26 protein-coding genes are annotated in these 25581 nt (G+C 48.3%); 18 read left to right on the top strand and 8 right to left on the bottom strand.

Annotated elements, in window-relative coordinates; genetic code table 11:
- The first annotated feature begins 48 nt into the window (after nt 1-48).
- Together ACTHTG_RS00605 and recR are read left to right on the top strand one after the other, a co-directional pair.
- Nucleotides 49-1902 carry a SurA N-terminal domain-containing protein gene (locus tag ACTHTG_RS00605; protein ID WP_004519736.1) on the top strand — a complete coding sequence of 618 codons (1854 nt, stop codon included), beginning with the start codon at nt 49-51 and terminating at the stop codon, nt 1900-1902.
- Nucleotides 1903-1984: 82 nt separating this feature from the next.
- Nucleotides 1985-2590, top strand: a complete 606-nt coding sequence (recR, locus tag ACTHTG_RS00600; RefSeq protein WP_003679078.1) for a recombination mediator RecR — start codon at nt 1985-1987, stop codon at nt 2588-2590.
- 62 nt (nt 2591-2652) lie between these two features.
- Here recR and ACTHTG_RS00595 read toward each other — a convergent pair whose 3' ends face one another.
- The gene (locus ACTHTG_RS00595) at nt 2653-2940 is read right to left on the bottom strand and encodes a hypothetical protein (RefSeq protein ID WP_003683377.1); all 288 of its coding nucleotides are present in this window, start codon (nt 2938-2940) and stop codon (nt 2653-2655) included.
- 214 nt (nt 2941-3154) lie between these two features.
- On the opposite strand from ACTHTG_RS00595, the gene ACTHTG_RS00590 reads away from it, so the two are divergent.
- The 4 genes from ACTHTG_RS00590 (at nt 3155) to ACTHTG_RS00575 (ending at nt 8272) form a co-directional block, all read left to right on the top strand.
- On the top strand, nt 3155-4405 hold the full coding sequence (locus ACTHTG_RS00590; RefSeq protein WP_004519734.1) for a lipoprotein-releasing ABC transporter permease subunit: 1251 nt from the start codon (nt 3155-3157) through the stop codon (nt 4403-4405).
- Entirely contained in the window at nt 4398-5081 is a 684-nt protein-coding gene (lolD, locus tag ACTHTG_RS00585; protein WP_004519733.1) for a lipoprotein-releasing ABC transporter ATP-binding protein LolD, read from the top strand. The genes ACTHTG_RS00590 and lolD overlap by 8 nt, the downstream gene beginning before the upstream one ends.
- 131 nt (nt 5082-5212) lie before the next feature.
- Nucleotides 5213-6976 carry an exodeoxyribonuclease V subunit alpha gene (gene recD / locus ACTHTG_RS00580; protein WP_004519732.1) on the top strand — a complete coding sequence of 588 codons (1764 nt, stop codon included), beginning with the start codon at nt 5213-5215 and terminating at the stop codon, nt 6974-6976.
- Between the two features lie 96 nt (nt 6977-7072).
- Nucleotides 7073-8272: a hypothetical protein gene (locus ACTHTG_RS00575; RefSeq protein ID WP_440360424.1), complete on the top strand. Its 1200-nt coding sequence runs from the start codon at nt 7073-7075 to the stop codon at nt 8270-8272.
- A 93-nt stretch (nt 8273-8365) separates the two neighbouring features.
- Here the strand turns inward: ACTHTG_RS00575 and ACTHTG_RS00570 are convergent, their stop codons facing one another.
- Nucleotides 8366-8767: an RNA-binding S4 domain-containing protein gene (locus ACTHTG_RS00570; protein ID WP_003679090.1), complete on the bottom strand. Its 402-nt coding sequence runs from the start codon at nt 8765-8767 to the stop codon at nt 8366-8368.
- A gap of 204 nt (nt 8768-8971) precedes the next feature.
- Here ACTHTG_RS00570 and ACTHTG_RS00565 point away from each other — a divergent pair, with 204 nt between their 5' ends.
- The 6 genes from ACTHTG_RS00565 to ACTHTG_RS00540 all read left to right on the top strand — a co-directional run bounded on the left by ACTHTG_RS00565 (nt 8972) and on the right by ACTHTG_RS00540 (nt 14322).
- Entirely contained in the window at nt 8972-9931 is a 960-nt protein-coding gene (locus tag ACTHTG_RS00565) for an acetyl-CoA carboxylase carboxyltransferase subunit alpha (RefSeq protein WP_004519730.1), read from the top strand.
- Nucleotides 9932-10019: 88 nt separating this feature from the next.
- Nucleotides 10020-11345: a tRNA lysidine(34) synthetase TilS gene (gene tilS, locus ACTHTG_RS00560; protein ID WP_004519729.1), complete on the top strand. Its 1326-nt coding sequence runs from the start codon at nt 10020-10022 to the stop codon at nt 11343-11345.
- 219 nt (nt 11346-11564) lie between these two features.
- On the top strand, nt 11565-12164 hold the full coding sequence (gene rpoE / locus ACTHTG_RS00555) for an RNA polymerase sigma factor RpoE (protein WP_004519728.1): 600 nt from the start codon (nt 11565-11567) through the stop codon (nt 12162-12164).
- A 5-nt stretch (nt 12165-12169) separates the two neighbouring features.
- Nucleotides 12170-12718 carry a sigma-E factor negative regulatory protein gene (locus ACTHTG_RS00550; RefSeq protein WP_039862135.1) on the top strand — a complete coding sequence of 183 codons (549 nt, stop codon included), beginning with the start codon at nt 12170-12172 and terminating at the stop codon, nt 12716-12718.
- A 118-nt stretch (nt 12719-12836) separates the two neighbouring features.
- Nucleotides 12837-13628, top strand: a complete 792-nt coding sequence (locus tag ACTHTG_RS00545) for a TrmH family RNA methyltransferase (RefSeq protein ID WP_440360423.1) — start codon at nt 12837-12839, stop codon at nt 13626-13628.
- A gap of 34 nt (nt 13629-13662) precedes the next feature.
- Nucleotides 13663-14322, top strand: a complete 660-nt coding sequence (locus ACTHTG_RS00540; RefSeq protein ID WP_440360422.1) for a UPF0149 family protein — start codon at nt 13663-13665, stop codon at nt 14320-14322.
- A 61-nt stretch (nt 14323-14383) separates the two neighbouring features.
- Here the strand turns inward: ACTHTG_RS00540 and ACTHTG_RS00535 are convergent, their stop codons facing one another.
- The 4 genes from ACTHTG_RS00535 to ACTHTG_RS00520 all read right to left on the bottom strand — a co-directional run bounded on the left by ACTHTG_RS00535 (nt 14384) and on the right by ACTHTG_RS00520 (nt 18892).
- Entirely contained in the window at nt 14384-14872 is a 489-nt protein-coding gene (locus ACTHTG_RS00535; protein WP_063075298.1) for a DUF456 domain-containing protein, read from the bottom strand.
- A gap of 143 nt (nt 14873-15015) precedes the next feature.
- The gene (locus ACTHTG_RS00530) at nt 15016-16251 is read right to left on the bottom strand and encodes an MFS transporter (RefSeq protein WP_440360421.1); all 1236 of its coding nucleotides are present in this window, start codon (nt 16249-16251) and stop codon (nt 15016-15018) included.
- Nucleotides 16252-16351: 100 nt separating this feature from the next.
- Nucleotides 16352-16750, bottom strand: coding sequence for an extensin (locus tag ACTHTG_RS00525; RefSeq protein WP_440360420.1), 399 nt, complete (start codon nt 16748-16750; stop codon nt 16352-16354).
- A gap of 96 nt (nt 16751-16846) precedes the next feature.
- Nucleotides 16847-18892: a TonB-dependent receptor gene (locus tag ACTHTG_RS00520; RefSeq protein ID WP_440360419.1), complete on the bottom strand. Its 2046-nt coding sequence runs from the start codon at nt 18890-18892 to the stop codon at nt 16847-16849.
- Nucleotides 18893-19285: 393 nt separating this feature from the next.
- Here ACTHTG_RS00520 and ACTHTG_RS00515 point away from each other — a divergent pair, with 393 nt between their 5' ends.
- Nucleotides 19286-19906 (top strand): TetR/AcrR family transcriptional regulator, encoded by a 621-nt coding sequence (locus ACTHTG_RS00515; RefSeq protein ID WP_308538337.1) that lies wholly within the window; start codon nt 19286-19288, stop codon nt 19904-19906.
- A gap of 91 nt (nt 19907-19997) precedes the next feature.
- On the opposite strand, the gene ttcA is transcribed toward ACTHTG_RS00515, so the two are convergent.
- Nucleotides 19998-20957, bottom strand: a complete 960-nt coding sequence (gene ttcA / locus ACTHTG_RS00510) for a tRNA 2-thiocytidine(32) synthetase TtcA (RefSeq protein WP_003746908.1) — start codon at nt 20955-20957, stop codon at nt 19998-20000.
- Nucleotides 20958-21085: 128 nt separating this feature from the next.
- Nucleotides 21086-21439 (bottom strand): RidA family protein, encoded by a 354-nt coding sequence (locus ACTHTG_RS00505; RefSeq protein WP_003683286.1) that lies wholly within the window; start codon nt 21437-21439, stop codon nt 21086-21088.
- Between the two features lie 99 nt (nt 21440-21538).
- On the opposite strand from ACTHTG_RS00505, the gene ybaK reads away from it, so the two are divergent.
- From ybaK to hemB, 5 genes are all read left to right on the top strand, one after another.
- The gene (gene ybaK, locus ACTHTG_RS00500; protein ID WP_128580975.1) at nt 21539-22024 is read left to right on the top strand and encodes a Cys-tRNA(Pro) deacylase; all 486 of its coding nucleotides are present in this window, start codon (nt 21539-21541) and stop codon (nt 22022-22024) included.
- 15 nt (nt 22025-22039) lie between these two features.
- Nucleotides 22040-22627 (top strand): DnaJ domain-containing protein, encoded by a 588-nt coding sequence (locus tag ACTHTG_RS00495; RefSeq protein WP_440360418.1) that lies wholly within the window; start codon nt 22040-22042, stop codon nt 22625-22627.
- Nucleotides 22628-22630: 3 nt separating this feature from the next.
- Nucleotides 22631-23503, top strand: a complete 873-nt coding sequence (locus ACTHTG_RS00490) for a DMT family transporter (protein WP_285070110.1) — start codon at nt 22631-22633, stop codon at nt 23501-23503.
- A 160-nt stretch (nt 23504-23663) separates the two neighbouring features.
- The gene (locus tag ACTHTG_RS00485) at nt 23664-24374 is read left to right on the top strand and encodes a DUF6973 domain-containing protein (RefSeq protein ID WP_440360417.1); all 711 of its coding nucleotides are present in this window, start codon (nt 23664-23666) and stop codon (nt 24372-24374) included.
- Between the two features lie 32 nt (nt 24375-24406).
- Nucleotides 24407-25408, top strand: a complete 1002-nt coding sequence (gene hemB, locus ACTHTG_RS00480; protein WP_440360416.1) for a porphobilinogen synthase — start codon at nt 24407-24409, stop codon at nt 25406-25408.
- Nucleotides 25409-25581 lie beyond the last annotated feature (173 nt).

Raw genomic sequence — 25581 nt, 5'->3', positions numbered from 1 at the left:
GCGGCAGCATTTTCTGGCTGCCGCGCCAAACTTTTCTTTCGGATAAATATGTTCCATATTGTTGAAAAATATAAAACACCCGCCCAGATTGTTTTAGGTATCATCGGTCTGACCTTTATCGGATTCGGTGCCAATAACTTGTCTTCGCCGGGTTCTGATTACATTGTCAAAGTCGGGGATGAGAAGGTCAGCGAGCATGCTTTACAGATTGCGATACAAAACGAGCAGGCTGCCGGCAATAATGCACCTTCGCGTGATGCGGTATTCCAATCGTTATTGCAACGTGCTTATCTGAAGCAAGGTGCCAAGCTGATGGGCATCGCTGTGTCTCAGGAGCAAATCAAGCAAGTTATTGTGGATGATCCGAATTTCCATGATGCTTCCGGTAAATTCAGCCAGGATTTGCTCAAGAAATATTTGGATCAACGCAGGATGACCGAGGATCAGTTCGTTGAAGATATCCGCGAACAGTTCCAATTGCAAAATCTGTTGAATTTAGTGCAAAACGGCGCTTTGGTCAGCGATGCGCAAGCACGTCAGTTGATTAACCTGACTCAAGCAACACGTACCATCCGTTCATTTACGTTCAGCCCTGAAGCATTTGCGGCACAAGTAAAAGTAGATGATGCGGCTTTGCAAAAGTATTATGAAGCGCATAAAAAAGATTACTTGATTCCTCAAGCCGTTAAGCTGGAATATGTGGCTTTGAACATCAAAGATTTGGCTGACAAGCAAACCGTCAGTGCGGAAGAAGTACAAAAAGCTTACGACAGCAAAAGTGTAGATTTGTCGCCAAGAGCCGAAATTGCGCATATTTTCATTCCGGTCATGCCTAACGGAGATGAAGCAAGTAATGCGGAAATTAAAGCAGAAGTGGACAAAATGGCTGCGGAGCTTAAAGAGCATCCGGATTCGTTTGCCGAACTGGCGGCCAAGTATTCCAAAGACTTGTCCAGCAGCAATAAAGGCGGCAACTTGGGTTATCTGAGCAAAGGTGGCGGCAGCGGCTTTGGACCTGAATTCGATAAAGCGGCATTTGCATTGGGCAAAGGCGAAGTCAGCGATACCGTAAAATCATCTTTGGGTTATCACGTCATTAAAGTTTTGAATGTCGAAGCTGAGCCGACTTTGGAACAAGCCAAAGCGCGTATCGAAGCAGCCTTGAAACTGAAAAAAGCAGCTTCTGCCTTTAATGCTGCTAAAGAAAAATTGGGTGAAGATGCCTTCAATGATCCATCTTCTTTGGCAAAAGCAGCCGCCAATTCAGGTTTGAAAGTGGAAAACTTGGATGAATGGGTGACCAGAGCGGGTGCGAAAGAGGCAGGTTTGCCTGAAACGTTGATTAATGCTGCGTTTAGCGACGATGTACTGAAGAAAAAACACAATTCTGAAGTAATTGCCATCAACAACGAAACCGTTTGGGTCATTCGTGCGAAAGAAGTGCGCGAAGAGAAAATCGCACCATTTGCGGAAGTCAAAGACAATGTCCGTGCAGCATATCAGCGCTCTGAAGCCGCCAAACTGGCAGAGAAAAAAGCCCAGGAAACTTTGGCCGCATTGAAAGCCGGTAAAGCTGCTGATGTTCAATGGTCGCCTGTTTCTCAATTGAGCGCACAAGATGCACGTAAAACCATGTCTCCGGAGGCTTATGCAGCTTTGCTGAAAGCGCGTCCTGTCGGCGGCAAACCTGCGTATACATTGTTGGAAGGTATGCCTGCGCCGGTGATTATGGAAGTTCAGAGCGTTTCTGCTCCTGAAAATGCCGATTCACAGATTCCGGCTGCTAAACAGGCTTTGGTTCAGCAGCTTTCCGCCAATGTTTTCGATGCCTTGCTCCAGTATTTGGATAAGAAAATCGATCGTACGCAAGGTGCACAACAAGTTAATAATGCTGCCGAATAAGCAGAATATTAGAGTAGGGCAGCCGGATGAATTCCGGCTGTTTTCTTATTTTTAGCTATCTTTTTAAAGGCCGTCTGAAATCATGAGTAAAAATCCTGATGCCTTTGTCCGCTTGATTAATGCATTAAAAATCCTGCCTAATGTCGGCCCGAAATCCGCTCAACGCATGGCTTACCAGCTTTTACAGTACAAACGCGAAGAAGCGCAGGAGTTGGTGGATGCTTTGCAGTTTGCCTTAAGACAGGTGCAGCATTGTCGGATGTGTAATACATTTTGCGAAGGCGATTTGTGTGAAATTTGCGCCGACGAAAAACGTGAGAAAAGCCGCTTGATGATTGTGCATATGCCGGCGGATGTTTCCAGTATGGAGGCGGCTAATTGCCATGATGGCCTGTATTTTGTTTTGATGGGGCAAGTCAGTCCGGCGCAGGGCATGGATATTTCGGCAGTGGCATTAGATAAGCTGGTTGCCCGTTTGCAGGCGAGTGATATTGAGGAAATTATCATTGCAACCAACTTCACAGCCGAAGGCGACGCGACAGCGTATGTATTGGCGGAATTGTTTAAAAATCTTCCTTATAAAGTCAGCCGGTTGGCAAGGGGAATCCCTTTGGGCGGCGAGATGGAATATGTGGATGCCGGTACTTTGGCACAGGCTGTTTACGATAGAAGAAATATCCAATCTTAAATGCCAATATAAAAAGGCCGTCTGAATGTTTTTCAGACGGCCTTTTCATTGATGAAATCAGATTATTTGCAGCTGACGCCTTGAATTTGAGGCGTATCACCGTTGCCGACTTTAAATGCGCATTTGGTTGCGCTGCTGCCGGATACGGTAACAACACCGTTTCCGCTGTTGAGGCTGACAGGTTCTTTTACGCCCATGCCGACAGCAGTGGCTGCCAGTTTTTGAACATCGGCGTCGGAGTAAGCGGTATTGTTTGAACTGATTTTGATTTCTTTGGCGGCATATGCATTGAAGCTGAATGACAAACCTACAGCTACGGATACGAGGGCCAAGAATTTTTTGCTGTTCATTAGTGTATTTCCTTTTTGATGGTGACAAAGTGTGTCACAGCTTCAGAATAAGGGCGATTGGCCGATTGTGCAAGTTTTTCGGCGGAATTTACGGGAAGATACATGGTTTTACATACACTTTATCCCTGAATGCTACATCAGTCGGGCAATCGGACGACCTGTCGGTTTTACGGTACAATAAGCCATTTTTGACAAACGAATGAGGCATTTTTGAATGGCTTCTTTAGAAACTTGGATAGGCCTGCGCTATTTGCGTGCGAAAAAACGCAATGGCTTTATGTCATTTATTACCATGATTTCAATCGTCGGTATCGCCTTGGGTGTAACGGCGCTGATTGTGGTGTTATCGGTAATGAACGGATTTCAGAAAGAGATACGAGGTCAATTGTTGAACGTCGCACCTCATGCGGAAATCGGCTATTACGATGTCGGCAGTGCGCCGGGTTGGCAGAGTTTGCGCGAATTTGTAAAAGGCAAAAAGGAAGTATTGGCCAGCGCGCCTTATGTTTCCGATCAGGCTTTGCTTGCTAATGCAGGAGAAGTGCGCGGTGTACAAATACGCGGTATTTTGCCGTCTGAAGAAAAAAATGTCGTTGATTACGGCAAGGATATGCCGGCCGGCAGTTTCGACGATTTGAAGCCGGGCGAATTTGATATTATTTTGGGTCAAGGGCTTGCTGAGGCATTGGGCACGGAGATTGGCGGCAAGGTTACAGTGATTACGCCTGAGGGGAATGTTACTCCTGCCGGTGTAGTGCCGCGCTTGAAGCAGTTTAATGTGGTCGGTGTGGTAAAAACCGGTGTATATGAAGTCGATAACACATTGGCCATGACGCATATCAAGGATGCGCAAGTCTTGTATCGACTGGGAGAAAATGTCGGTGGGCTGCGTTTACGATTGGCTGATCCTCAGAATGCGCCGTCTTTCATTGCCAAGTTGATTCCTGATGCTAAAAAAGATGAAGTATGGGTGCGCGACTGGACGTTTAACAACCGCAGCTATTTTGAAGCCGTTGAGTTGGAAAAACGCATGATGTTCATCATTTTGACACTGATTATCGCGGTTGCTGCGTTTAACCTCGTTTCTTCTTTGGTAATGGCGGTAACGGAAAAACAAGCCGATATTGCGATTTTGCGCACTTTGGGTTTGTCCCCGGGTGGGGTCATGAAGATTTTCTTGGTACAGGGCGCATTTGCGGGGTTCTTTGGTACGCTTGTGGGCGTGGTATGCGGTGTATTGTTGGGGTGGAATGTTGGTAAGATTGTCGCGTTTTTTGAAGACCTATTTGGCGTACATTTGATTAACTCACAGGTTTATTTCATCGATTACCTGCCTAGCGATGTGAACTTGAAGGATGTCGCCGTTATTGCCTGCATTTCGCTTGGCTTGGCATTTATCGCCACACTGTATCCGAGCTGGCGTGCTGCAAAAACCCAACCTGCGGAGGCTTTGCGTTATGAGTAAGACAATTTTGAAATGTACCGGCGTTGGCAAAAGCTATAATGATGGCGCATTGAATGTACAAGTGTTGAATCATTTGGATTTTGAAGTTGCAGAAGCGGAAAGCGTGAGTATTATTGGTTCGTCAGGCAGCGGTAAATCCACATTGCTGCACCTTCTTGGTGGCTTGGATATGCCGTCTGAAGGCAAGGTGATACTGATGGATCAGGATTTGGGCGGCTTGAGCCAAAAACAGTTGGGTGAATTGCGCAACCGTTATTTGGGCTTTGTGTATCAATTCCACCATCTATTGCCTGAGTTTTCTGCTTTGGAAAATGTCATGATGCCGCTTTTAATCGGCAAAATGCCCAAGGCGATGGCTGAGGAGAAGGCTGTCAATATGCTGAAAAAGGTTGGCTTGGACAAGCGTATGCTGCACCGTCCGAGTGAACTTTCCGGCGGCGAGCGTCAGCGTGCGGCGATTGCCCGTGCTTTGGTTAATGAGCCGAAATGCTTATTGGCGGATGAACCGACGGGAAACCTTGACCGTAAAAATGCGCAAAATGTGCTGGACATGATGCTGGATTTGAAACGCGAATTGAACACCAGCCTGATTGTGGTGACCCATGATGATGAGCTGGCTGAGCGTTTCGACCGGGTAATGACCATGAAAGACGGCAGCCTGCAAGTGCTGCAATAAGGTTATTATTTCAGGCAAATATTTTATGCTTTGAACGGTATAATAGAGGCCGTCTGAAAATAGGTTTTCATTTATGGAAACGCTGTTTTTCAGACGGCCTTTCTTTTGTCCGTATCAATCAAGCATAAACCATGAATCCAACCAACTCTATCCTTTCCTCTGCCGCAGATGCGGCCATAGCGTTTTTCCGCCGTCACGAAGTACAGGGTGCATCCGTTATTGAGCCTTATGTGGTTCGACTGTTTGCAGCCTTGCAAAACGGGCATTCGTTTGTTTATTTGGATAAAGCGGATGTTGATGCCTTAAGCAACTTGCCGAATTTGGTCGGTAATGCGGATAAACCGCTTATCCTGCAAGGCCGGAAATTGTTTTTAGGGCGGATGTGGCAGTTGGAGCATGATTTGGCTGTTGAAATCAAACGGCTGGCAAGTGCCGAGGCGGAAGAAGTGAATTTCATGGTGGCTTCAAAAAGCCTGAGCGACTGGTTTGATACTAAAGACAGCAAAGAGCAACGGGATGCTGCTGCTTTGGCCTTGCTGCAAAACTTTATGCTGATTACCGGCGGGCCGGGTACGGGGAAGACGACGACCGTCGCAAAGCTTTTGGGTCTGATTTGCAATAACAGTACGAAGCTGCCCCGTATTGCGTTGGCTGCGCCGACAGGTAAAGCGGCTGCACATATGGCACGGGCTTTGCAGCGTGCTTTGGACGGTTTTGATTTGTCTCCGAGCATTAAAGCGCATTTGGAAAACTTGGAAGGGCAGACTGTCCATCGTTTGTTGAAACTGCGTCCGCCGCAAATGCGCCCTGTGTTCAATCATGAATATCCGCTTGCTTTGGATGTTTTGGTGGTGGATGAGGCGTCGATGTTGGATTTGCCGCTGGTGTTGGATTTATTGCGCGCCGTGCCTACCGGCTGCCGTCTTGTGTTGCTTGGCGATGAAAACCAGTTGCCGTCGGTTGGCTTGGGAGCCGTGTTGGCAGCATTGTCGCGTCCGACGGCTTTGGATAAAGAAACCGCTGAAAAGCTGGAAGTGTACCTGCCCAATCATGGCTTTGAGATAAAAGGGCAGCCACAGGCTTTATCGCAAAACAATGCCAAATTGACGTTCAGCCACCGGTTTGGTGCAGACAGCGGTATCGGCTGTTTGGCAAGGGCGGTGGTTTCCGGGGAAAAGCAAACTGCGGTTGAACAGTTTGACAAGTTCCCCAAAGAATTGGAAATGAAATCAGGCCGTCTGAAAGAGCAGGTCGCCTTGCTGTATCAAAAGCAACAGGATTATTGGCAGGCCGTGGCAGAGAATAATGTTGCACTCGCCTATGGTCATGCTGCCGATGTAGTGGTATTGGCGGCTTGGCGGCAGGATGCGGATGATTTGAATCAGGCTTATCAAGAATACTTGCAACGACAAGGCAAGGTTTCGGGCGAAACGCCTTGGTTTGCCGGACAAATCATCATGATTACCCACAATGATTACATGCTGGAAGTGTTTAACGGCGACATCGGTCTGATTATGAAAGATGAAGAATCGTTGAATGGCTTGTCTGCCTATTTTCCTGAGAAAGATGGATTCAAAAAAATTGCCATCAGCCGTTTGCCCGATTTTGAATCGGCTTTTGCCATGACGGTGCATAAGAGCCAAGGTTCTGAATATCGGGAAGTATGGCTGTTGCCCCCGTCAGTGCCTGCAACGACGGAAAGCGAAGAAGAAGCCCGAGGTTTGGATAAGGCTCTGCTTTACACAGCCATTACCCGTGCGCGTGAACGTTTTGTGTTTTGGGGAAATGCGGAGGAATTATGTCAGGCTGTGGGATGCCATCAAAAACGCAGGACGGCATTGGCCGATGCCTTGGAATGGCAGTTTGAACAGCTTGATGAGCAGGATTCTGTTTGACCTGAATCAAGAGGCCGTCTGAAAGAGGATAAAGCGTTTAAATCTGCTTGACTGATTACACTAATTTACATACGATAAAAATAATTAGTAAATAAAATGAATAAATTATACGAAATTCATAATTTTGTACGCTTTATCGAATACTTCACTTTCAATACCTTCTTTTGGAGAGTCGGCATGAAATTTCAAACCAAACTGATTGTAACCTGTATTTTATTGGCTTCATCGTCTTATTCTTTGGCAGAGAATGCTGATGGCGGACGTGATGCGGCGGCTTTGTCCACCACCAACGATTACGTCAATTCCGGCAGTATTATTCGCAAAGATGACGATAAAATCAGTATTTTCAATGATTTATTGACTATAAATGGTGGTTTGCGCGTGCGTGCGGATACCAAAGACATCAATGCCAACAACAGCAGCGTTAATCCGACGCCTGAAGATACCAATGCCAACTTTAATGCGGAGTTTTGGTTACGCGCAAAACTGTATAAAGATTGGAAATTGGTTGCCCAAATCGAGCCGAATATCGATTTGGAAACCGGTAAGTTCAACGGCGATCATGATGTGCCGGTGAATAAACTGTATGCCGAAGGTACTTTGTACAACAATATTAAAGCGCGTGTCGGTAAATTTGGTGCGTTCTCTTCATACGGCCGCGTATGGGATACCGAAGTAACCGGCGGCGAAATCTTCTTCGACAATAAAACCCTGCCTACCAAAATCTATGCGGGCCGCCGTACTGGCAATCTAAACGACAACACATGGGGCATTGGTGGCCGTCGCAGACATTTTGCCGCAGTTCAAAGCGTGTTGCCTGTAAATGAGAATATCAACGTCGGCGCAACGGTCAGCTACATGAAAGACATCGATGTACGCGGTGCGAAGAAAAATGCGGTCTTTGGAGAAATCGGTACGGATATCAAGTTTAATGACGATTGGCATTGGATGGCCGCAGTCAGCAAGTCCAATATCAAAGCCTATAATGATGCCGGACAAAAAATTAAAAATGATGGCGTGTTCACTGAAGTACGCTATAAATTGGCCGACTGGAACGTCCGCAATTCTTACGACGTATTCTTGAACTACCGCCGTGTCGGTTTGTTGTCCGGTGTCTCTTCTGTTGAGGATTACAGCAAAAACGTCCAAGGCGTGCAAATCGGTGCGACCTATATTCCTTGGAAAAACTGGAAACTCAAAGGCTTCTATTTGGCCGGTAAACAGGTTACACCTACTGTCGGCACGGATAAGCAGGATGTAAACGTTATTCGTGGTCAGTTAGAATATAAATTTTAATCATTACAAATAAAAAACAGGCAGGATGTCCTGCCTGTTTTTGGTTTTCAGACGGCATGGATATGGGGCCGTCTGAAATAATGGATTCGACGCTTACCAGCTATCGCGTTTCATACGGTCAAGCTGGCGGCGGTCGCGTTTGGTTGGGCGTCCGTCCGGATAAGCGGCACTGATGCGGCTGGCTTGGTCGAGCTGTTTTTGAGCTTCGCGTTCGGCAGCCGTTTTCATGTCTTCTTCGTAGAGTAAACGCGCTTCCGGTGCCGGTCGGCGTTGATGATTGAGCGCGGCAACTTTGAATTTGTAGGGAAGGGAGTTCAAAGTCATGTCGATGGTGTCGCCGGCAGAAATATTTTTGCTGTTTTTCACCTTTGAGCCGTTTACCAAAACCCTGCCCAGCTCAATATGTTTTTGTGCCAGCGCGCGGGTCTTGAAAAAGCGCGCGGCCCAAAGCCATTTGTCCAAGCGCATGGACGAATTGTCATGATCGTTTTTCATAGCCTGTTTGAAATGATTGAACTGAATTGAAGTTTATCATAAGATACGGCACTTCATGAGTTTAGTGCAGATATACTATTTCTTTGTTAAAGGCCGTCTGAAAGATTTTTTATTGCAAAAGATGGCAGTTTCCCTTTGAGAAATGCTGTCAAATACGTCTGATTAGCGTATCATGTCAGCAACCGTTACCGAGAGCTTTGTTTTATGAAACCCGTTTTTTTGGACTTCGAACAACCCATCGCCGAATTAACCAATAAAATTGACGAGTTGCGATTCGTACAAGACGAATCTGCCGTTGATATTTCCGACGAGATTGCCAGACTGCAAAAGAAAAGCAGCGAGTTGACCAAGTCAATTTTCAGCAAGCTGACTCCGGCTCAAATTTCACAAGTGTCCCGCCATCCGCAACGTCCTTATACTTTGGACTACATCAACGGTATTTTTACCGATTTTGAAGAGTTGCATGGCGACCGCCATTATTCTGACGATCATGCCATTGTCGGCGGTTTGGCGCGTTTCAACGGCCAAAGCGTGATGGTTATCGGCCATCAAAAAGGTCGCGATACCAAAGAAAAAATCCGCCGTAATTTCGGTATGCCGCGTCCTGAGGGTTACCGTAAGGCATTGCGCTTGATGAAGACTGCCGAAAAATTCAATATTCCAGTTATGACCTTTGTCGATACACCAGGCGCGTATCCGGGCATTGGTGCAGAAGAACGCGGCCAGTCTGAAGCCATCGGCCGTAATTTGTACGAACTGACCCGCCTGCATGTGCCGGTATTGTGCACCATCATTGGCGAAGGTGGTTCGGGTGGCGCGTTGGCAGTGGCTGTCGGCGACTATGTTAATATGCTGCAATACTCGACTTATTCGGTGATTTCTCCCGAAGGTTGCGCCTCTATTCTTTGGAAAACTGCTGAAAAAGCAGCAGATGCCGCGCAAGCATTGGGTATTACCGCCAAACGCCTGCAAGAATTGGATGTCATCGACAAAGTGATTGATGAGCCTTTGGGCGGCGCACACCGTGATTTTGAAACCACGATGAAAAACGTTAAAACCGTTTTGGAGCAGCAATTAAGCGAAGCGCAAAGTATGACCATGCCTGACTTGCTTTCTCGCCGTTTTGACCGCATCATGGCTTACGGTAAATTTACCGATAAATAAGTTTGACTGCTGAAAAAGCAAGCAGATGTCGCTGCTTGCTTTTTTTGTGTTCTATTTTTGAGTCATTCACAATTTCAGGCCGTCTGAAATGTCGCAAGTATCCCCTGATTCCCTATTTAAAAGTTTTCAAACAGCTTTTCCTGATTTGCCGAACCATACTGTTTTTGAAGTTGGCTTGAGTGGCGGATTAGATTCTGTCGTCCTGCTGCATCTTTTGCATCGGATGCGCGAATTTCGCCATTTTGATTTGCGTGCCGTTCATGTTCATCACGGTTTAAGCACCAATGCCGACAGTTGGGCAAAATTTTGTCAGGATTATTGTCAGCGTCTGGATGTTGCCTTGCGGGTGTGCCGCGTTAATGTGCAAAACCAAGGAAAAGGTTTGGAAGCGGCAGCTAGGGCTGCCCGATATCAGGCATTTTCAGACGGCCTGAGGAAAATTATTGTTTTGGCCCATCACCACAATGATCAAATCGAAACATTTATGTTGTCGGCTGTGCGCGGGGGCGGATTACGCGGTATGGCAGCCATGCCTGTATGGCGTAATTTAAATGAAGAAATTCAAATCTGGCGACCACTTTTGGCATTTTCTCGTCAGGAATTGGCTGAGTATGCGCAACAGTGGGGATTATCTTTTGTTGAAGACGAAAGTAATGAAGACTCCGGCTATTTACGCAATTGGATGAGAAATCAGGCTTTACCGCAATGGCAGCAGCGTATTCCGAATTTTGAGCAGCAAATTTGTGCCAATGTTCGATTATTGCAGGAAGATTTGCAGCTTTTAGATGAATTGATTGAGTCTGAATACCAGCGCATTAGTCCAAACGGAATATTCAGCATCAGCCTGTGGAGGCAATGTACGCCGCTTTTGCGTCGTCGACTGCTTTGGTATTTTTTGCGAAAGCAAACGGAATCATTGCCTTCTTATCACAGTATTGCCGATTTTGCCCGAGTATTGGAAACCGCTGATCAGGCGCAGTTGAATTTGCCAGATGGGGAACTGGTCGCATATCGGGACAAGCTGTTTGTTTGTCAGGAAAGTGAGTTTCAAAAACTGCCTTGGTGTAATGGCAGGGAAGTTCAAGGCCGTCTGAAAGATATTTTGCTCGAAAATGGTTTTGTTTTATTACCGTTTAAGGGAGGTTTGTCGGAAGAGGAGTTGGAGAAGCCGGCGGTACTTAGAAGTGTGGTCAAAGGTGATGTGATTCAGTCGGGACAGAGGGAAAAATCAGTCGAAAAACTATTGCAAGAGTGTCATATTGTGCCACTCGTCCGTAAATATTGGCCGATTATCCTAAGTATGGGCAACAAGTGCCTTGCTGTTGTTAATCTTCGGGTGGGAAGCGATGTTCAAATAGGCGAAGGCTATCTGCCTGTTCATGAAAAGTTGGTCAAATATATAGCAGAAAAGTAAAGAGAATAACTTTAAATTTAGTAAGTATTAGTAATTTAACTACTTGTGCTAAGTGTATATATAATAAGCAATACAGCTTATGTTAGAGCATCTGCACGAATAAACTTTTGCGATTAAATGTAATCTTGTGGAACTATTTCAAAGCGATGCTGTCTTTATTGTGCACAGCACGCTTTACTATTTTTTGGTTTAAAGCAGTAAAACGATTAAAGGTTGGGTATGAACGATCGCCAAATAGATCAAGTTTTGGTGGAGCGCGCGCAGAAAGGTGACCATAAGGCATTCGAGATGCTGATGTCCAAGTATCAGCGTCGGCTAAACAGACTGATTTCCCGTTTTATTCAGGATGAGCATGAAGTGCACGATGTAACCCAAGAAGCAATGATTAGGGCTTATCGTGCGCTGGTTAATTTTCGCGGTGAGAGTGCGTTTTATACATGGCTGTACCGTATCGGTATCAATACGGCAAAGAATTTTCTGACCACTTCGGGTCGCCAGTTTTTTGTCAGTTCGGAAGCAGCCAATGAGGAGGGAGATGTTCTTGATTTAACCGATCAGATTGCGGATTACCATACGCCGGAAGCTGAAATGATGAATCGGGAAATCTTGCAGACCGTCGAAGCAAGCATTGCGCAACTGCCAGACGATATGCGTCAAGCCATTACGCTTAGGGAAATGGATGGCTTGTCTTATGAAGAAATAGCTCGGGTAGTGGATTGTCCGATAGGTACTGTACGTTCGCGTATTTTCAGAGCGCGTGAACTGATTGCAAAAGATTTGCGGCCGCTGTTGGATACTTCTGAAGATCAAAGGTGGTAATAAAAATGAACGAAAAAACAAATAAAGCATTGGAGTATGTGTCTGCATTGATGGACGGTGAAGCATTGACTGATGAGATGCTGGATGCCGTATTGGCAGACGAGGAAGCTATGCGCGCTTGGCATGAGTACCACATTATCGGCGACTGTATCCGTCAGGGTGCAGCGGCAAGTGTTGCCGGTGAAACCATGCAAAGCAAAGCATTTACAGTGCCTCAAGCCGAAGCTGAAGGCAAACAGGAAAAATATGCTCAGCGTGAAGCGGCTAATAGCGGCTTCTTCAAATTCTTCGCAGCTGCTGCCAGTGTGTGTGCGATTGCTGTTGCAGTATGGCAATTTACACCGCAATCTTCTCGTGACGCTATGCCGGTTGCAGAGAAGTCTAATACTCAGCCTGCCCAAAATATCATTCCGGTAAGCGGTACGCCTAGTGATAAAGCGGCTTCTGAGCCTGGCGAGACTGTTGTACCGAATGCGGCAAAAGACGGCAAACTTGAAAACCGTCCTACTGTTCGCACCGAGCAGCAAAATGAGCAGCAGACTGTTGTGCAGTAAAAAATGAAATCATGTGAAACCCTTGCTTTATTGCAAGGGTTTTTTATTTTCGTAGTAAAACCGTTAGGCCGTCTGAAAGCATAGCTTCAACGAAGTCAAAACAGTTATAATGCGCTCCATGAAACTGATTACCTCTGCTCAAAACGAACAGCTCAAACATTTATTCCGTCTGCTGACGCAGGCCAAAGCAAGGCGTGAAAGCGGTGAAACCGTATTGGAAGGCGTACATTTGCTGCAAACTTATTTGCAAAGCGGAGGTACGCCCAAACAGGTTTATCTGCCTGAAAAGAAACAGCAACATATTGAAATTCAAGAAATTACGGCGCAGTTGGACGAGGGATTGATTACTTGGGTCGGTAACGAAGCGCTGTCTAAAATCACCAGTCTGACCGATGCCGATGATGTGATGACTTGGATTGATATTCCGAAGCAAACTGGCTTGCCTTCAGACGGCGATTGCGTGGTATTAGAGCGGATACAAGACCCGGGCAATGCAGGCACGATTTTGCGCAGCACGGCGGCAGCCGGAGTCAAGCAAATCGTGTGCGGCAATGATTCCGTGGATATCTGGTCGCCTAAAGTGTTGCGAGCGGGGATGGGCGCGCATTTTCTGCTGTCTATTTTCAGCCGAGTGGAATTATCCGCTTGGATGGAAACGTATAAGCATCAAATTTGGGCAACTGCCTTGGGCGGTCGCAATATCGGTTTGTATGAGATGGATCTCAGTCAACCTTGTGCTTGGGTGTTTGGCAATGAAGGCAGCGGCGTGAGTGAAACGGTAAAAGAGAAGGCCGATGCCTGTGTCAAAATTCCCATGTTGGGGCAAACCGAATCCCTGAATGTCGCGATGGCGGCAACGGTTTGTCTGTTTGAACAAATGCGGCAGCGTATCCATGCCCAGGCCGTCTGAAAACAATAATACGATTTTATTTTAAGGAACAAAAATGCAAATACTGACTTTTGATGAAGCGGCACGCAGCCGCTTGATGGAATTGTTGGATGCCAAATCCGAAGCCTACAACACCATGCGTTGTGATGAAGTTCAAGGTTTTATGATGGCTTTATTGAGCGGTCCGGATGCTTTGAATCCGACCAACTGGCTGCCTGAGATTTTAGGTGAAGAATCTTTGTTTGATGCCAAAGAGCGCACTGAAATCGAGCGTTTGGTGATGGCAATGGCCGCCGATATGCGCATGAAGCTCAACGAAAAAATTCTGCCTGATTTGTGGTTTTATGAAGATGAAGCCGGCAATCCGGATTTTTACACTTGGTGTAACGCCTACCTTTACGCATTGGATATTGTGCCTACCGATTGGTTTGAAGCAGTCGATCAGGAAGAGTTTGAAGATTTGTTCTATCCGATCATGGCTTTTGGGGGCATCTACGACGAAGAGGAAAACGGCGAAGTTATTTTACATCTGAATGAAAAAGAGTTGACCCAGCTGGAATCTGATTTGCCGCATGTCCTGCTTGATATTTACTGGTATTGGCAGGCCATCATCAATAAACCTCAAACCGTCCGCCGCGAAGGTGAAAAAGTGGGGCGCAACGATCCTTGCCCATGTGGCAGCGGTAAAAAGTACAAAGCCTGCTGCGGCAAATAAACCATGAAATAAAAAGGCCGTCTGAATGCTTGAAATTCAGACGGCCTTTAATATTTTTTGTTTAGAAGAATGAGGCTAACCAAACAAACAGGATGGTCAGTGCGATGGTCAAGGCGCAGCCGATTTTGGCTACTGTGCCGATGATAAAGCCGATAAACGTACCGATACCGACTTTGCCTGCCTGCCAAGTGTCTTTGCGTGCGATAAATTCGCCGATGGCCGCACCGGTCAACGGGCCGAGCAACAAGCCGGGAATGGAAAAGAATGCGCCGACAATGCCGCCGATAAATGCACCCCAAACCGCGGTTTTACTTGCTCCGGTATATTTTGCACCCAATGCGCCCGCCACATAGTCCATCGCAGTACCGAATACGGCAACGATGGCCAAAAAGGTCAGCGTACCCGAGCCAAACACTTGATAATCGCCGGCATAACCCAACAGCCATGCGCCACCAAACATCAAACCCAATCCGGGTAAGGCAGGGTAAATCGTGCCTAAAATGCCGACAACAATGGCGATCAAGCCGAGAACGATGAGAACAGCAGTCATGAGGTTCCTTTTGAATGTAAGAGTGTAATAACGGCAGTATTATGGGCACGTTTTGTTATATTTTCATGAGAGATTGTGCAATAAAATGAAAAATTATCCGGAGGCGCACCCAATTAAAATCGATGGATAAATATCTGAGCGAATTATTGTGAATCATGCTCTGAATGATTGAATAAATTTCTATTCAAATATAAAAGCAGGCCTACCAATACGGCTAAGTACACTGCAACCCAATACGCATCTGTATAACCAATAGCCTTTGCCAGCCGTAGGGCGGCGAAACCGGCCGCGTAACTGCCGAGCAGGACGACGGAAAATTGCAGGCTGCTGTCGAGTGCAGCGGTGGCGCGGTCGGATTTGTCCATCACCAACGCCAGTATCACCGGCAGCAGCAGCGTGTAGCTCAGGCTAAGGGCGATGATTTGCGCGGGGGGCAGCCAAGGGTGGACGCGGGCGAGCGTATCGATGGCGGTCATGGACGCCAAAAGCGGCAGTTGCAGCGCGTAGAGCAGGAACACAAGTTTGCGGAGTGGATAATTGCGCGAAAACCAGCCCGACAGCGGAGTCACAATCAGGCAGGCAACAGGAATGCCCACCGCCAAAATTCCGCCCGTCTGTTTCGGAGTGAAGCCCAAATCCGCTAGTTTGGGCACAAAAGTCGCCGCCATAAACGCATACGGTGCGGCAACGGCAAACAGCAAAACCAGCCACCGCCAGCCCGTTTCAGGTTGCTGCCAAAAAGAAACCAGCCGCGTTGCCAACGCCGTCCAACTGCCTTGCGCCGTCGGACTTTCCGGCTCGCGGTAGTACAAGAGTTGCAGCAACATCAGCAGGCTGAACGCCAGCATAAAGCCAGCCGCCGCCGTCTGTCCGTATTCCTGATACAGCCACAACACCAGCGCGCCGCCGATCATCTTGCCGCCGCGTGCCGCCATCGTTTGAATCACGCCGCCGAAACCGCGTTCGCGGTGCGGCAGGACGATGCACGACAAACCCAGCATCGCGCAGCCGTACACCGCCGACATCGCCGAGAGCAGTACGCAGCAGGTCAAAAGCAGCGCGAAGTTCTGCGTTATGTCGGTACAGGCCATCAGCCCGAACACTGCCGAAAGCCCCAGCGTCGCCGCCAGCAGCCAGCCACGAAACCGCCCGAACCGCCCCGCCGGCCGCCGCTCCATCAGTGCGGCAAACAATACCTTCGCCGCTTCGATACTGCCGATTAAATGAATCCAGCTTAGTTGATTCAGGCTGTAACCGTGATTTTTCAAAATAGCGACCAGCGCGACCAGATAAAAACCGGTTAGCGTGAATTTGTAAGTGCTACCGCCGATAAGCAGCAGCCAGTCGCGTGAGTTTGGGGAAGTCTGATTGTCGGACATCACATGATTCTTTTGAAGATGAGGCAAATAAAGGGACAAGGCCGTCTGAACATATTGGGTGGCAATACTTGATTTGTATTTAAATAGGTTTAGTATCTTTTCAGACGGCCTTCAACGCTTCTTCTGCGCGAAGCAGGGCGGTTGTTTCATCTGCCTCGACGATGTAGTTCACGCCCAGCGCGGGGCCGAGTTTGGACGATTGTTCGCGGAAGAACGCCAGTTGCGCTGCGTCGGGTTCGATGAGAAGCATGGCAGCGCAGCGTTCGGACAGTTGCGACCGATGTGCCTTTATCCATTCGATGTAAGTTTTGCGGTCGGCAATGCGCTGTTCATCGCTTACCTGCCGCCGCATCGGGGTGCAGACGGTGGCGAAGCGGGAGGTTTGGTTTAACAGGGTTTCGAATTCGGTTAGCCAGCCGGCGAAGTCGGCGACGTGGGTCAGGTCGGTCAGGTAGATGGTGCCTTCGGGCAGGGTTTTGGCGGGGGTGAAGTAGTGCATGGGATTCCTTTGGGTGTTTTGGAGGAATAAACGGTAGGCCGGGCATAAATGTCCGACCTATGTTTTTTCAGACGGCCTCTATCATTTCAGCTTCATTTAAAACTTCCATTCCGCGCTCACGCCCACGCTTCTGGGGCGTTGGTAGAGCGCGTCTTGGCGGTCGGCGCTGGAAATGAATATGGGTTGGCGGCGGTTGAGCACGTTGTCGGCGTAGAGTGAGACGCGGCCTTGTTTGAAGTTGTAGGCGGTGTAGAGATTGACTTGGTTGTATGCGCCGATTTTGCCCGATTCGGCATTATCGGCGGCGGAGTAGTAGCCGCCGTAGAAGCGCACGTCGCCGCCGGCTTCCCAGCCTTTGTCGTTCAGGTATTTCACGCCGATGTTGGCGGTGTATTTGGGCGCGCGGCCGAGTTTGTTGCCTTCGATGCCGCTGTCGGGATAGCTTTTGATTTTGGTGTTGAGCAGCCCCAGTCCGGTGGTGAGTTTCAGGCTGTCGGTCGCCTGCCAGTCGGCGGCAAGTTCCGCGCCGTAGGTATGGACTTTTTTGGCGTTGCGGATGACGACGGAGTTGGTACCGAGATAGAAGGGGAGCTGCATGTCGCGGTAGTGGTTCAGGAACAGGTTGCCGGAGAGTTGCAGGCGGCGGTCTGCGCTGCGCCAGCGGGTGTACCACTCGTAGTTGTTCACATATTCGGGTTCATAAGTGTAGGTTACGACGGGGCGGCCGAAGGTGATGCCCGCACCGCCGGGGTTGTAGCCGCGTGCGGCTTTGATGCCGCTGACCCATTGGTCGGTGGGTTTGAAGGCAATGTCGATTTTGGGCAGGAACACGGTCTGGCCTTTGTCCAAATCAAGGTGCAGTGCGCCGCTGCCGCCGTTTCGTTTGTGCGTTTCTTTTTCAATGCGAGCGGCGGCCGTGATGTCCCATTTTTCGCTGGGGCTGTATGTGGTTTCGGCAAACAGGGCGCGCACGCTGTTGCGGTCGTCAAAGGTGTTGCGGCCGCCGACGTTGCGGATGTTCACCCATTCGTCTTGTTTGCTGCGGAAGTAGTGCAGCCCAGCAAGGCCTTTCAGACGGCCTTTGTTGGAAAAATGCAATACCGGCTCCCATTGCAGTTCGCGGCCTTTGAGTTCGGCGGGCACGCCTTGCGGGCTGACGGTCATCGGTAGATGCAGCCGCTTGTTGTGGTAGCGGCCGTAAACCAGTTTGTTTTCCAGTTTCAGATAATCGTTAAGCTGCCACGATACGTCCCAGATGCCCGATGTCGAGCCGGTTACGAACACGGGCTTTTCTTTTAAAAAACGGCGGCTGGCGGTGTTGCCCATGATTTCGTTTTGCGGCGCGCGCGAACGGATGTGGTTCAGCGTCAGGCGGCTGTAAAAATCGGGATGGTTTTCGGGTGTGAGCAGGAGTTTGAAGCGCACGTTGGTGTTTTCCACGCGGCGCGGGTTGCCTGTCGGCTCGTAGGACACGAACGGCTCGTAACTTTCACGTTGCTGCCGTTCCGCGCTCAATCTGAAGGCAAGGTTGTTTTTCACAATCGGGCCGGACACTACGCCGGCGATGTTGCGCGTTTTCTGGTTGCCCAAACCCAAGCGCAGCGCGCCTTCCCATTCGTCGGTCGGGTCTTTGGAACGCATCACCACCGCGCCCGCCACCGCGTTCTGCCCGCGCACATGGCTTTGTGGCCCGCGCAAGACTTCCACCTGCTGCATGTCCCACAGCGACTGCGTGCCGAAGGCGTATTCGTTGTAAGTGGCGGAGCGGCCGTCTATGGACAGGTTCAGGCGCGGCCGAGTGCCCGCAAAAAACGCCACCGCACCGACGGCGGGTCCCGAGCCGTCCACGCCGCGCACGGTCGGCAAATCGTTGCCGTTGCCTAAATCCACCGTGTTCACAGTCTGTTTGAGCAGGTCGGTTGCGGAAAGGTTGTGGCCGCTGCGGTCGATGTTTGGCGTGGTGAAAACGCGGTTGGACGTGGCGGTTTCAAAGCCGCTGCGGTTAGCACGTTCGCCGGTGACGACGACTTCTTCCAACTGCACCTGTTCCGCGTCTTGCGCCGCATCGGCGGCATAAATCCATTCGGAGGCAAAGGCGGCGGCAATCAATAGAGGCAGGCGACGGAGGGTGTGTTTCTGCATTTCTTATCCTTTCAGACGGCATACGTCGGGGCGGATTGAATATCAGGCAATCAATTTCTCCGTCAGTATGCAAATATTTGTGTTTACACATTTACATAAAACAAACTATTAATGTAAAGTATAAGAAATAAGAAACAGGAATGCAAGTGTTTATCATTCACTTTACTTCCCCTCTTATCTTGTGAATCGTCTAAAAAAATCCCTCTCCTATTTTGGGGAGAAGGTTGGAGGAGGGAGATTCTGTAATCTTCATGAATTTAGCCTGCCAAGCATCCGACAGTCCTCATCCGTAGGGCAGTGAAGGAATAAGGAAAGAGGCCGTCTGAAACGCCGCCATATTGCCATTGCAGCCGTGGGGAAATATGATAAGCATCCGACTTGCGGATAACTTTAATGAAAAACCTTTATGAACAAAATCAAAATCTTCTTACCGTCATGACTGCCAGCAAACAACAAACCATCGCCGACACCGCCCGCCGCTTATTCCGCGAACATGGCTTTTCTGCCGTATCCGTAGGCAGTATCTGCGCCGAGGCCAGCGTCAGCCGCGTTACTTTTTACAAATATTACAGCGGTAAAAACGCACTCTTGCAGGAAATTGTTACCGAGCAGAAAAACCGCGTCCGTGCCGAATTTGAAAATCTGCTTGAACGGCAATGCAGTCTGCGCGAAGCCGCTGAGGCTGTGTTTGCCCTGCAAAAACAATCGTTTGAAGAACTTTATTCCGCCGCCTTCCTGCGCGACATTGAAGAGAACACCGATTTGGAGCTGGAGCGGTTTTTCCACGAATTGAATGAAGAAAAATACGCCTTTATGCGCGGATTCTTCCACACCCTGCAACAACGCCGCCTGATTCAGCCCGATTTGCCGGTGGAACTCATCGACCTGTTCATCCGTCAGGCGGATATATTGATGCGCCATCCGCAACTGACCGCGCTTTATGCCGCCGCGCCGCAAAAGCTGCCGCAAGACGTATTGGGATTGCTGCTGCACGGTTTGTCAGGGAAAGAATAGATAAAAAAGAATAGAAAAAATTTCAAATTTGAATATTCAGACGGCCTTTCGGTAAATAGCTACCGAAAGGCCGTCTGAAAATTAAATGGAATTATAAACCGCAAGTTTTAGGTTTGTTTGCCAGAATATTGATGACTTTGCGTTCGGCTTTTTGCGGCTCGATTTTGATTTCGCTTTCGTCTTCTTCGCTGCCGTCGGAGAAACGTTCCGGCATTTTTTCGCTGTCAAACGCTAAGTCGCCACCATGTTTCAGGTTTTGACCGCGTTCCAAGCCGACAAAGTCGAAGAGTTCGGTATCGGCCAAATGTGATGGAACGACGTTTTGCAGGGCGGAGAACATGGACTCGATACGGCCGGGGAAGCGTTTGTCCCAATCGCGCAGCATGTCGCCGATGACTTGGCGTTGCAGGTTGGGCTGCGAGCCGCAGAGGTTACACGGGATGATTGGGAATTGTTTCAGCTCGGCATATTTGATCAAGTCCTTCTCTTTGACATATGCGAGAGGACGGATGACGATGTGTTCGCCGTTGTCGCTGACTAGTTTGGGCGGCATGGCTTTGAGTTTGCCGCCGTAAAACATATTCAGGAACATGGTGGCAAGGATGTCGTCGCGGTGGTGTCCCAAGGCGATTTTGGTGCAGCCCAATTCTTTTGCGGTGCGGTAGAGGATGCCGCGGCGCAGGCGGCTGCACAGCGAACAAGTCGTTTTGCCTTCGTCCAATACGCGTTTAACGGTGGAGTAGGTGTCTTCTTCAACGATTTTGTAGGGAACGCCGATACTTTCGAGATAGGTCGGCAATACTTCTTCGGGGAAACCCGGCTGCTTTTGGTCGAGATTGACGGCGACCAGTTCGAAATCAATCGGCGCGCTGGCTTGAAGCTGGCGCAGAATGTCTAAAAGGGCGTAGCTGTCTTTGCCGCCGGAAAGGCAGACCATGATTTTGTCGCCCGGCTCGATCATGTTGAAATCGTTAATGGCATCGCCAACGGCGTGGCGCAGGCGTTTGCTGAGTTTGTTGTTTTCTAATTCTTGTTTGGTTTTTTTGGACATGGCTGTTTGTGCTTTGAAATAATAGAAAAATTTAAGGGCGGTATTGTACCGCAAAAGAATAAAGGCCGTCTGAAAAACTGCGCTTGCTTGATTGAAGCGGCGTTTTCAGACGGCCTGATATTTGTGCTTTATTTGATTTGAAGGGCGGTAATTTTGATTTCAACCTTCCAGTCGGGCGAAGCCAGTTTCGCCTCCACGCAGGCGCGGGCCGGAGCGCGCTCAGGGGCTGTCCATGCGTCCCAGGCTTCGTTCATGGCGGCGTAGTCGTTCATATCGGGCAGATAGATGGTGGCCTCCAAAATATGGGCTTTGTCGGATTGGCATTGTGCGAGCCATGAATCGATTTGCGCCAAAACGTTTTCAGTTTGCGCTTTGGCGTCGGCTTCAGGATTTTCGGGAACCATGCCGGAGAGGAAAACCAAGCCGTTGGCTACGACGGCTTCCGAATAGCGTTTGCTTGCACCAAGATAGCGGATGTCCATGTTGTCTCCTGATTTCAAAAAGAAGGTATGGTAACATTGCAGTTGTTTACGTTCCACATTTAAGAGGGGCCGTCTGAAAAGGGTGGCGGAAAACAACTCATGAGTAAAGCAGAATATCCGGTTACGCAGGCAGTGCGCTTTTTACGCAGTAAGAAAATCGATTTTGTCCCTTATGTTTATGCGTATGAAGAACATGGTGGTACGGCGCGTTTTGCCGAATGTACGGGTAAGCCCGAGCATCAAGTCATCAAAACGATTGTTTTGCAGGATGAGCATAAAAAAGGTTTGGTTGTTTTAATGCACGGCGACAAGCATATTTCCACCCGCAATTTGGCGCGTGAACTGGGCTTGAAACACATCGAGCCGGCAACGGCGGATCAGGCAGCGAAATGGACGGGCTATTTGGTCGGCGGAACATCGCCATTCGGTATGAAAACTGCGTTGCCGGTTTATGTGGAAGAAAGTATTTGGGCTTTAGACGAGATTTTTATCAATGGCGGCAAGCGAGGGTTTATCGTGGGCATGAAGCCTGAAAACCTGCGGACGCTCAATCCGAAAGATGTTCATGTTGCAGTCGATTCATAAAGGATAGGAATACAGATGGAACAAGTGAATTTATACGAAGTTTTGGGCGTGTCTCAGGATGCGGATATCAACGTTATCCGCGAGGCTTATGGCAAATTGGTGGCCAATCCGGATATTCAGAAAGATGCGGATCGGTTTAAAGCCATCGGACAGGCGTTTGAAGTATTGTCTCATCCGGAAAAACGTCTGGCTTATGATGCGGCTATGCAGTACGAGCGTCAGGAAGTCAAAGACAACAGCTTCAATGATACGGCGACAAATGTGGTCAACACGCCCAGCTCTGACGTAAAAAACTATGTTTTTATTGCTTATGTGACATATGCTGTGGGCTTATTGATTTTGTTTACCCCTGTTGTCGGTGTGATTATGGCGTATGTTAAACGCGATGAGGCTCAAGGCAGTATTTACGCCAGCCATATCGATTATTTGATTAAGACATTTTGGGTGTCTTTAGTGGGTACGGTTTTGGGAACTTTTACTACACTGATCTTAATTGGTTGGCTGATTTTGTTGGTAACTGCCATTTGGTTTATTTACCGTGTAGTCATCGGACTGATTAAACTGAATGAAGATAAGCCCGTCTCCAATCAAGGATGGTTTTAAAGCATGGCATATTTATTGGTAAGTATCGTTTGCAGCGTGTTGGTTTCCGTATTGCTGAAAGTGGCGCGCAAGCAAAAAATCAATATCGAGCAGGCGGTGGCGGTGAACTATATCGTTGCCATCACTTTGACCATACTGGTGTTAAAGCCTGATTTGAGCAATCCGCAGGTATTTTTACCGACTTGGTGGCTTTTTGCAGCCTTGGGCATATTGTTGCCAAGCGTGTTTGTCATTATGGGCAAATCGGTAGATGCGGCAGGTATCGTCAAATCGGACGCGGCACAACGCTTATCGCTGTTTCTGCCGATTGTCGCTTCATTCACGCTTTTCCATGAGCAGTTGACCGAAGGCCGTCTGATCGGTTTGGTATTGGCATTTACGGCACTGTTTTTCTTGCTTTGGAAAAGCGATGGCGGCAAGAAATCCGGCGGCCTCAGCACGCAAGTGATGCTGCTTTTGGGCGTTTGGTGCGGCTACGGCGTCATCGATATTTTGTTCAAGCAAGTGGCGAAAAGCGGTACCGCGTTTGCCGGTAATTTGCTGGTGGCGTTTTGTTTGGCCGGCATCTTGATGTTTGGCTACCTGTTTGCCAAAGGAAGCAAATGGACCAAAGAGGGCATAGTAGGCGGTATGATTTTGGGCTGTCTGAACTTTTTGAATATTGTTACCTATATCTCGGCACACCAAATCATGAAGGATAATCCGACATTGGTATTTGCCGGTATGAATATTGGCGTGATTGTATTGGGCACGCTGATTGGTGCGGCAATATTTAAAGAAAAAATCAGCAGCATTAATGCAGCCGGTATCAGCATTGCTATTTGCTCGATAGCCTGCCTGTTTTACTGGCCGCAGATTCGCAGCTTACTGGGTTAAAAATACTCAGGCCGTCTGAAAGTTTTCAGACGGCCTTATTTTTATTATAAAATAGCCATTCATGCGCCGATTTGTCCGTATGGAAATTAATTTGCGCTTACGGGCGTTTCTATGTTAAACAAAGAAGTTGAACTCACACAATAATATCGATAGTTACATCATGAAACATATTCAAAAACACATTCAATGCGCCGTTCTTGGCATGCTGGTATTGTCCGGCTGTCAATCGTATCAGGAAGATCAAAGCCGCCGCAGTAAAATGGCTCAATTCGCGCTTAACCATCCCGTAGCCGCCCAAGTTATCGGCATGGAAGACGAAGGCTTAATCAATATGACCAGTAATGCCACACGCTTTGCCGAGCGTTCAGGTTTGGACGACAAAGCAAACGGCGACAGCAGGGGAACACAGGTCAATGCCGTACGCCAAGCATTATGGCAGGCAGCGATTGCTTCTAAATTCGACAGCATTATTGCCGAAAAAGCAGGTAATGCGCGCCTGACGGATATGGAGTTGCGAGAAGGTAAAGACGACTACTTCAGCCGTTACCTTGCCGACCAAGCGGTCGATCAGCGCAACAACCGTATCGGCCGCAGTATCGGCAGTGCTAAGCCCGACAGCGATATGAAAACGCTGGCGGCAAGCATTTTGTTCTACTACAACAAAGTAGGCTTGTGGACGGCTTCCGAAGTGAAAAACCGTTGGCACATCAAACAGGAAAAACTTTCAGACGGCCAGTATGCCGAGGCATTGAAAAATATCGCCAAATTGGATCAAAACGGCATGACCGAACAGGAACGTAGCGGTTATAAAACCGATACGCTCAGCGAAATCAAACGTTCGGTTAAGGCCATGCGTCAAGTCGAAGACTGATTTTAAGACTTCATTATTTAAAGGCAATTATTATGAATTTCCCTCCGCGTTATGTCTCAAACACCCGTATGCGCCGTATGCGTAAAGACGATTTTTCACGTCGCCTGATGCGCGAGCATACTTTGACGGCAGATGATTTGATCTATCCGGTTTTTGTGTTGGAAGGCCAGAATCAGGAAGAGGCAGTCCCATCCATGCCCGGCGTCAAACGCCAAAGTTTGGACAAATTGTTGTTTACCGCTGAAGAGGCGCTGAATCTCGGCATTCCTATGCTGGCTTTGTTTCCCGTGGTAACACAAAACAAAACCGAGTTTGCAGAGGAAGCTTATAATCCTGAAGGCTTGGTGCCGACAGTGGTACGAACCCTGCGCGAGAAATTCCCAGAGCTGGGTATCATGACCGACGTTGCCTTGGACCCTTATACCATTCACGGCCAAGACGGTTTAACCGATGAAAATGGCTATGTCCTCAACGATGAAACCATTGAAGTTTTGGTAAAACAGGCTTTGTGTCATGCTGATGTAGGCGCACAAGTCATTGCACCATCCGACATGATGGACGGACGTATTCTTGCTATCCGCGAAGCCTTAGAAGATGCCGGACATATCCATACACGCATCATGGCATATTCTGCAAAATATGCTTCAGCTTTTTACGGTCCGTTCCGTGATGCTGTCGGCAGCTCCGGCAATTTGGGTAAGGCAGACAAGAAAACCTACCAAATGGATCCTGCAAACACTAACGAAGCCTTGCATGAAGTAGCATTGGATATTCAAGAGGGCGCAGATATGGTAATGGTAAAACCGGGTCTGCCGTATCTTGATGTCGTCCGTCGAGTCAAAGACGAATTCGGCGTACCGACTTATGCTTACCAAGTTTCCGGCGAATATGCCATGCTTCAGGCAGCCATTCAAAACGGTTGGCTGGATGGCGAAAAAACCATTTTGGAAAGCCTGTTGGCATTCAAACGCGCCGGCGCCGATGGTATTTTGACTTACTATGCGATTGAAGCGGCAAAATTGTTGAAGAAGTAAAATAAAGAAATCAATTAAAAAGCGGCAAACAGTGTTTATCCTGTTTTGCCGCTTTTTTGTATTACTTAAGATTGGCTCAATAGGGAACCGACTAAGATTATTTTTTTAAAATCTAAAAAATCTTGTATAGTCATTTTGACCAAATAAAGGCTGTCTGAAAAACAGTTCTCTGA

Source organism: Neisseria sp. P0017.S009, from assembly GCF_051957375.1.
Classification (GTDB): Bacteria; Pseudomonadota; Gammaproteobacteria; order Burkholderiales; family Neisseriaceae; genus Neisseria; species Neisseria perflava.
Note: the sequence above shows the minus strand (reverse complement) of the source record. Positions and strands in the feature narration are given on the sequence as shown.

Excerpts from the sequence above, each read along its gene's own strand:
- ACTHTG_RS00605 (WP_004519736.1), top strand. The coding sequence starts at position 49 with ATGTTCCATATTGTTGAAAAATATAAAACACCCGCCCAGATTGTTTTA.
- recR (WP_003679078.1), top strand. The coding sequence starts at position 1,985 with ATGAGTAAAAATCCTGATGCCTTTGTCCGCTTGATTAATGCATTAAAA.
- ACTHTG_RS00595 (WP_003683377.1), bottom strand. The coding sequence starts at position 2,940 with ATGAACAGCAAAAAATTCTTGGCCCTCGTATCCGTAGCTGTAGGTTTG.
- ACTHTG_RS00590 (WP_004519734.1), top strand. The coding sequence starts at position 3,155 with ATGGCTTCTTTAGAAACTTGGATAGGCCTGCGCTATTTGCGTGCGAAA.
- lolD (WP_004519733.1), top strand. The coding sequence starts at position 4,398 with ATGAGTAAGACAATTTTGAAATGTACCGGCGTTGGCAAAAGCTATAAT.
- recD (WP_004519732.1), top strand. The coding sequence starts at position 5,213 with ATGAATCCAACCAACTCTATCCTTTCCTCTGCCGCAGATGCGGCCATA.
- ACTHTG_RS00575 (WP_440360424.1), top strand. The coding sequence starts at position 7,073 with ATGAATAAATTATACGAAATTCATAATTTTGTACGCTTTATCGAATAC.
- ACTHTG_RS00570 (WP_003679090.1), bottom strand. The coding sequence starts at position 8,767 with ATGAAAAACGATCATGACAATTCGTCCATGCGCTTGGACAAATGGCTT.
- ACTHTG_RS00565 (WP_004519730.1), top strand. The coding sequence starts at position 8,972 with ATGAAACCCGTTTTTTTGGACTTCGAACAACCCATCGCCGAATTAACC.
- tilS (WP_004519729.1), top strand. The coding sequence starts at position 10,020 with ATGTCGCAAGTATCCCCTGATTCCCTATTTAAAAGTTTTCAAACAGCT.
- rpoE (WP_004519728.1), top strand. The coding sequence starts at position 11,565 with ATGAACGATCGCCAAATAGATCAAGTTTTGGTGGAGCGCGCGCAGAAA.
- ACTHTG_RS00550 (WP_039862135.1), top strand. The coding sequence starts at position 12,170 with ATGAACGAAAAAACAAATAAAGCATTGGAGTATGTGTCTGCATTGATG.
- ACTHTG_RS00545 (WP_440360423.1), top strand. The coding sequence starts at position 12,837 with ATGAAACTGATTACCTCTGCTCAAAACGAACAGCTCAAACATTTATTC.
- ACTHTG_RS00540 (WP_440360422.1), top strand. The coding sequence starts at position 13,663 with ATGCAAATACTGACTTTTGATGAAGCGGCACGCAGCCGCTTGATGGAA.
- ACTHTG_RS00535 (WP_063075298.1), bottom strand. The coding sequence starts at position 14,872 with ATGACTGCTGTTCTCATCGTTCTCGGCTTGATCGCCATTGTTGTCGGC.
- ACTHTG_RS00530 (WP_440360421.1), bottom strand. The coding sequence starts at position 16,251 with ATGTCCGACAATCAGACTTCCCCAAACTCACGCGACTGGCTGCTGCTT.
- ACTHTG_RS00525 (WP_440360420.1), bottom strand. The coding sequence starts at position 16,750 with ATGCACTACTTCACCCCCGCCAAAACCCTGCCCGAAGGCACCATCTAC.
- ACTHTG_RS00520 (WP_440360419.1), bottom strand. The coding sequence starts at position 18,892 with ATGCAGAAACACACCCTCCGTCGCCTGCCTCTATTGATTGCCGCCGCC.
- ACTHTG_RS00515 (WP_308538337.1), top strand. The coding sequence starts at position 19,286 with ATGAAAAACCTTTATGAACAAAATCAAAATCTTCTTACCGTCATGACT.
- ttcA (WP_003746908.1), bottom strand. The coding sequence starts at position 20,957 with ATGTCCAAAAAAACCAAACAAGAATTAGAAAACAACAAACTCAGCAAA.
- ACTHTG_RS00505 (WP_003683286.1), bottom strand. The coding sequence starts at position 21,439 with ATGGACATCCGCTATCTTGGTGCAAGCAAACGCTATTCGGAAGCCGTC.
- ybaK (WP_128580975.1), top strand. The coding sequence starts at position 21,539 with ATGAGTAAAGCAGAATATCCGGTTACGCAGGCAGTGCGCTTTTTACGC.
- ACTHTG_RS00495 (WP_440360418.1), top strand. The coding sequence starts at position 22,040 with ATGGAACAAGTGAATTTATACGAAGTTTTGGGCGTGTCTCAGGATGCG.
- ACTHTG_RS00490 (WP_285070110.1), top strand. The coding sequence starts at position 22,631 with ATGGCATATTTATTGGTAAGTATCGTTTGCAGCGTGTTGGTTTCCGTA.
- ACTHTG_RS00485 (WP_440360417.1), top strand. The coding sequence starts at position 23,664 with ATGAAACATATTCAAAAACACATTCAATGCGCCGTTCTTGGCATGCTG.
- hemB (WP_440360416.1), top strand. The coding sequence starts at position 24,407 with ATGAATTTCCCTCCGCGTTATGTCTCAAACACCCGTATGCGCCGTATG.